This is a genomic window from Cupriavidus sp. 05T313, from assembly GCF_056396665.1.
In genome coordinates this window covers 1-4,846 of sequence record NZ_JBFTLX010000376.1, presented here as the reverse complement: position 1 = coordinate 4,846, position 4,846 = coordinate 1, and the positions used below count along the sequence as shown (strand labels likewise).

Annotated in this window: 6 protein-coding genes; 1 reads left to right on the top strand and 5 read right to left on the bottom strand. The window is 67.7% G+C overall.

Translation table 11 applies throughout. The annotated features are described in order from the left end of the window. On the top strand, positions 1–152 hold a 152-nt coding region (locus tag AC1DKD_RS39125), incomplete at its 5' end, for a helix-turn-helix domain-containing protein (protein WP_477144551.1). Between the two features lie 12 nt (positions 153–164). Here AC1DKD_RS39125 and AC1DKD_RS39120 read toward each other — a convergent pair. The 5 genes from AC1DKD_RS39120 to AC1DKD_RS39100 all read right to left on the bottom strand — a co-directional run. After that, positions 165–1,163: a cysteine synthase A gene (locus AC1DKD_RS39120; protein WP_441628694.1), complete on the bottom strand. Its 999-nt coding sequence runs from the start codon at positions 1,161–1,163 to the stop codon at positions 165–167. A gap of 170 nt (positions 1,164–1,333) precedes the next feature. Then, on the bottom strand, positions 1,334–1,657 hold the full coding sequence (locus tag AC1DKD_RS39115) for a putative quinol monooxygenase (RefSeq protein WP_235185115.1): 324 nt from the start codon (positions 1,655–1,657) through the stop codon (positions 1,334–1,336). A gap of 259 nt (positions 1,658–1,916) precedes the next feature. Then, on the bottom strand, positions 1,917–3,377 hold the full coding sequence (locus tag AC1DKD_RS39110; RefSeq protein ID WP_441628692.1) for an N-acyl-D-amino-acid deacylase family protein: 1,461 nt from the start codon (positions 3,375–3,377) through the stop codon (positions 1,917–1,919). A gap of 32 nt (positions 3,378–3,409) precedes the next feature. Beyond that, positions 3,410–4,402 carry an ABC transporter ATP-binding protein gene (locus tag AC1DKD_RS39105; RefSeq protein ID WP_477101678.1) on the bottom strand — a complete coding sequence of 331 codons (993 nt, stop codon included), beginning with the start codon at positions 4,400–4,402 and terminating at the stop codon, positions 3,410–3,412. Further along, positions 4,399–4,846: oligopeptide/dipeptide ABC transporter ATP-binding protein (locus AC1DKD_RS39100; RefSeq protein ID WP_477144550.1), on the bottom strand; the 448-nt coding region annotated here is incomplete at its 5' end. The genes AC1DKD_RS39105 and AC1DKD_RS39100, both read right to left, overlap by 4 nt.

The window sequence follows — 4,846 nt, the reverse complement described above, 5'->3', positions numbered from 1 at the left end:
GGGCCGGCTCGCTCGCGGGCGTGGCCCGCGCGAGCCAGGCAGAGCATATACGGCGCGTGCTGGCGGAATGCGGGGGCAACCGCGCTGCCGCCTGTCATCAGTTGGGCATCAGCGCCACTACCCTGTGGCGGCGCCTGAAAGAGGCGCCGTAGCCATGCCAGGGCTCAGTGCCGTGCCACGAGGGGCTGCGGCGTCAGCCCCTTGGCCGCCAGCCAGTCCGCATTGAACAGGCGCCCGGCATACAGGTCGCCGCGGTCGCACAGCAGCGTAACGATGGTGTGGCCGGGCCCCATCTCGCGGGCCAGCCACGCCGCCGCCGCCACGTTGATGCCGGACGAACCGCCCAGCCATAAGCCTTCCTCGCGCAGCAGCCGGTAAACCGTGTCGACGCAGGACCGGTCGTCGATCCGGACCGCATCGTCGATCGGCGTGTCCGCCAGGTTGGCGGTGACCCGGCTGGAGCCGATGCCCTCGGTGATGGAGTTGCCCTCGGCCTTGACCTCGCGGTGCTTGACGAAGTGATACAGCCCGCTGCCGTGCGGATCGGCCAGCACGATGCGCACGGGCGGGTTGCGCTCCTTCTCCTTCAGGAAACGCGCGACGCCGGCCAGCGTGCCGCCCGTGCCGGTGGAACAGACAAAGGCATCGACCTTGCCGGCGGTGTCATGCCAGATTTCCGGGCCGGTGGTTTCGTAATGCGCCTGGCGGTTGGCCAGGTTGTCGAACTGGTTCGCCCAGATGGCGTTTTCCGTCTCCTGGGCCAGGCGCCCGGCCACCTTCTGGTAGTTGTTGGGGTCGGCATAGGGCGCCGCGGGCACCGGGCGCACCTCGGCGCCGAGCAGCCGCAGGCGGTCCATTTTTTCCGGGGACTGGGTGTCTGGGATCACCACGATGCATCGATAGCCGCGCGCGGAGCAGATATGGGCCAGGCCGATGCCGGTATTGCCGGCGGTGCCTTCCACCACCGTGCCGCCGGGCTTGAGCACGCCGCGCCGTTCCGCATCGCGGATGATGAAGAGCGCCGCGCGGTCCTTGACCGAACCGCCCGGATTGAGGAATTCCGCCTTGCCCAGGATTTCGCAGCCAGTCTCCGCGCTCAGTCCTGCCAGCCGGATCAGCGGCGTGTGGCCGATGGTGCCGACGAAACCATCCCTGACGTCCATGATGTACTCCGGGTGATGCGCTCCGGATGCGCTGGAGCGTCACTCAAAGTGATAGATCGGCGTTGGGGGAATAACAAGCCGTGCCGGAAAAACCGGATGGCCGACGGGTTCGGCTTCGGCCGGAAAAGCGGGTTTTGGGCCACTTCGGGATGGCGGCCCTTGGGCGGCCGTCAGGCAGCGTTCAGCCACCGGAAATTGATGTCACCCTCAAGAAATTCCTGCCGGGTGTCGTGAAAATCACGCACATATTCGCTGTTGAGATGCGATTCCAGCGCGTGCCTGGAATTCCACTCCATATAAAGCACAAACACCTCGGCATCCTCGGCGTCTTCTCCCACGTGGTAGCGCAGGCAACCGGGTTCCATGGCGCCGCGCAGGCGCAGCGCGGCCAGCTTGGCAACCAGGACTTCACGGCGGTGAGCCTTGGCGCGCGCAATTCCGACAAGCGTGTACGTTGTGGACATGGTGTGAACGGCAAGCGTGTGGCGCGCCATTGTAGCCGTGCTGCCGGTCCTTGGGCCGAATGCCCGAGGGCGCTGGCCGGATATTTGGGCGGGTTGACAAGTGGGCCCGAGGGTGATGGCGGGGTGCGGCGCCGGCACCGGTGGGCATAGCGGGTTCGCATGCGCCTCATGCGCCTCAGGTCCCGTATGCGCCAGCCGGCATGTGCGTCGCTAAGCCGCAACGCCCGGAACTCGTGGCCGAGATCAAGGCGGTGGCGGCGGTCCGTAAGCAAGCGGCACGTTTCCCGCGTTATGGCGTGGCTTGCCGTGTGATCACCTGCCCGTTGCGCGCCCCGCTGTGCGCGCCGTGCCGCCACGTAATGGCACCGTTGACGATCACGGTGTCGATGCCTTCGGCCGGTCGGGCAGGGGTTTCGTAGCTGGCGGCATCGCGCACGTTCGCGGCATCGAAGACGACGATATCGGCATGGTGGCCCACCTCCAGCGTGCCGCGTTGATGCAGGCCGAAGTTGCGCGCCGTCAGCCCGGTCATCTTCCACACCGCCGTCTCTAGCGGGAACAGCCCGATCTCGCGGCAGTAGTGGCCGAGTACGCGCGGGAAGGTGCCCCACAGGCGCGGATGCGGGCTTTCGCCGACAGGAATGCCGTCGGAGCCGATCATGGTTTCGTCGAACGCGAGGATGCGCTGGACATCGTTCTCGTCCATCAGGAAGTAGACCGCGCTGCCGGGCTGCAGGCGGCGCGCGGCCTCGTCCTTGGGCACGCCCCATTCCCTGGCAATGTCGTCGAGATCGCGGCCCGCGCATTCGGGGTGCGGCTGGCTGGCGGAGATCAGCACCCGGCCTTCGAGCATGCCGCGGTCGGTGCGGATCATGGTGGAGCCGGCCGTGTACGGGTAGCAGTCGAGCGAGACGCACTGGTGCTTCATGGTTTCACGGATGAATGGCAGCGTGACCTGGCTCTTGCCGAAATTTGCCGTGTTCTGCACCTTGTGGTGCGACACCACCACCGGCACGTCGAGCTCGCGGCCGATGCGGAAGGTTTCTTCCAGCGACTGCATGACATGGTCGGACTCGTCGCGCATATGCGTCACGTATAGCGCCTTGCGCGCGCTGAGCGGCCGGCAGACCTCGATGATCTCCTCGGTCGTCGCCTTGGCGGCGGGCGGGTAGAAGGTGCCGGTCGACAGGCCGATCGCGCCGGCCTGCATGGCTTCCTCGACCAGTGCCCGCATGGCAGCAATTTCCTCGGCATTGGCGGGCCGGTCGAGCGCTGGCATGGTGACCGCGCGCAGGGTCGAATGCCCGACCATCGCCGCCACGTTGACGGAGCTTGGCGTGGCGCGCAACGCGTCGAGATAAGCCGCGAAGGTGGTGAAGCGGCCCTCGGCCGGCGAGTCGATCAGGCTCAGCGGCATGGGCAGGTCCATGTCGGCGCGCAACGGGGCGGCACTGATGCCGCAATTGCCGGCAATCACGGTCGTTACGCCCTGCGAGATCTTGAAGGGCATGGTGGCCTGCGACAGCACGGCCTGGTCATCGTGCGTGTGCGCATCGATGAAGCCGGGCGCGACGATCTGGCCCGCCGCGTCCAGCGTCCGGTCGGCCGTGTGCCCGGTCAGGTTGCCGATCGCCGCGATGCGGCCGCCGCGCACGCCGATATCGGCGCTGAAGCGGGGTGCCTTGCTGCCGTCGATCACCGTGCCGCCAGCGATCAGCAGGTCGTAGTGCGTGGAATTGGGATCGGACATCGGATTCCTCATTTTGGTCTGCAGCGAGTCGGTCAGCGGAAATGGCAGGCCACCTGATGCCCACCGCCGGCGGATGGCCGTTCGGTGAGGGCGGGCGCCTGTTCCTTGCATACGGCTTGCGCCAGCGGGCAGCGTGTGTGAAAGCGGCAGCCCGCTGGCGGGTTGGCCGGGCTCGGCGGGTCGCCTTGCAGTAGCAGGCGCCGGGCCGGCGTGCGCGGATCGGGCACTGGCACCGCGGACAGCAGGATCTCGGTGTACGGGTGGCGCGGTGCGGAGAACAAGGTGTCGCGGCCGGCCAGTTCGACGATCTGGCCCAGGTACATCACGGCGACCCGGTGGCTGATGTGGCGCACCACCGCCAGGTCATGCGCGACGAACAGGTAGGCGATGCCGAACTCGGCCTGCAGGTCCATCAGCAGGTTGACCACCTGCGCCTGCACCGAGACGTCGAGCGCCGACACCGGTTCGTCGCAGACGATCAGCTTGGGGTTGAGCGCGAGCGCGCGTGCGATGCCCAGCCGCTGCCGCTGGCCGCCCGAGAATTCGTGCGGGAATTTCTTCGCGGCCTCCGGCCGCAGGCCGACCTTGCCGAACAGCCACTGCACGCGTTCGCTGCGCTCGGCGCGCGACTGCACGCCGAAATTGCGCAGCGGCTCGCTGACGATCTCGCCGGCTGTCAGGCGCGGGCTTAGCGAGGCATAGGGATCCTGGAAGATGATCTGCAGGTCGCGCCGGCGCAGCCGCATGGCGCTGGCCGGCAGGCCCACCAGTTCCTCGCCGTCGAGCTGCACCGAGCCCGAGGTAGGCTCGATCAGGCGCAGCACCGACTTGGCGGTGGTGGTCTTGCCGCAGCCGGATTCGCCGACCAGCGAGAGCGTTTCGCCGCGCTCGACGGTGAAGGACACGCCATCCACCGCCTGGATGGGCGGCTTGCGCGGCGCCAGCCAGCGCTGCGGCGCGACGTAGTGCTTTTTGAGCCGGTCGACCTTGAGCAGGGGCGATGGCGTTGCGGAGTTGGTGCTCATGCGATGGCTTCCTGGGCTTCCCGGGCTTGCTGGTTGCATTCGATACGGCCTTCCTCGACCGCGAAGCAGGCCACCGCATGGTCTGCGCCGTGGCGCGTGAGTTGCGGGATCTCGCGCGCGCAGCGCGTGTCGGCATGCGGGCAGCGCGCCGCGAAGGCGCAGCCCCGGCGCGCTTCCTGGGGCGATGGCACCAGGCCGGGGATTTCGGCCAGGCGCTGGCTGCTGGTATTCATCGAGGGCATCGAGGCCATCAGCGCGCGGGTATAGGGGTGCAGCGGGCGGTCGAACAGGTCGGTGACATCGGCTTCCTCGACCTTGCGCCCGGCGTACATCACGATCACCCGGTCGCAGCACTCCGCCACCACGCCGAGGTCGTGCGTGATCATCACCACGCCCATGCCAAGCTCTTTCTGCAGGCGGCGGATCAGGTCCAGGATCTGGGCC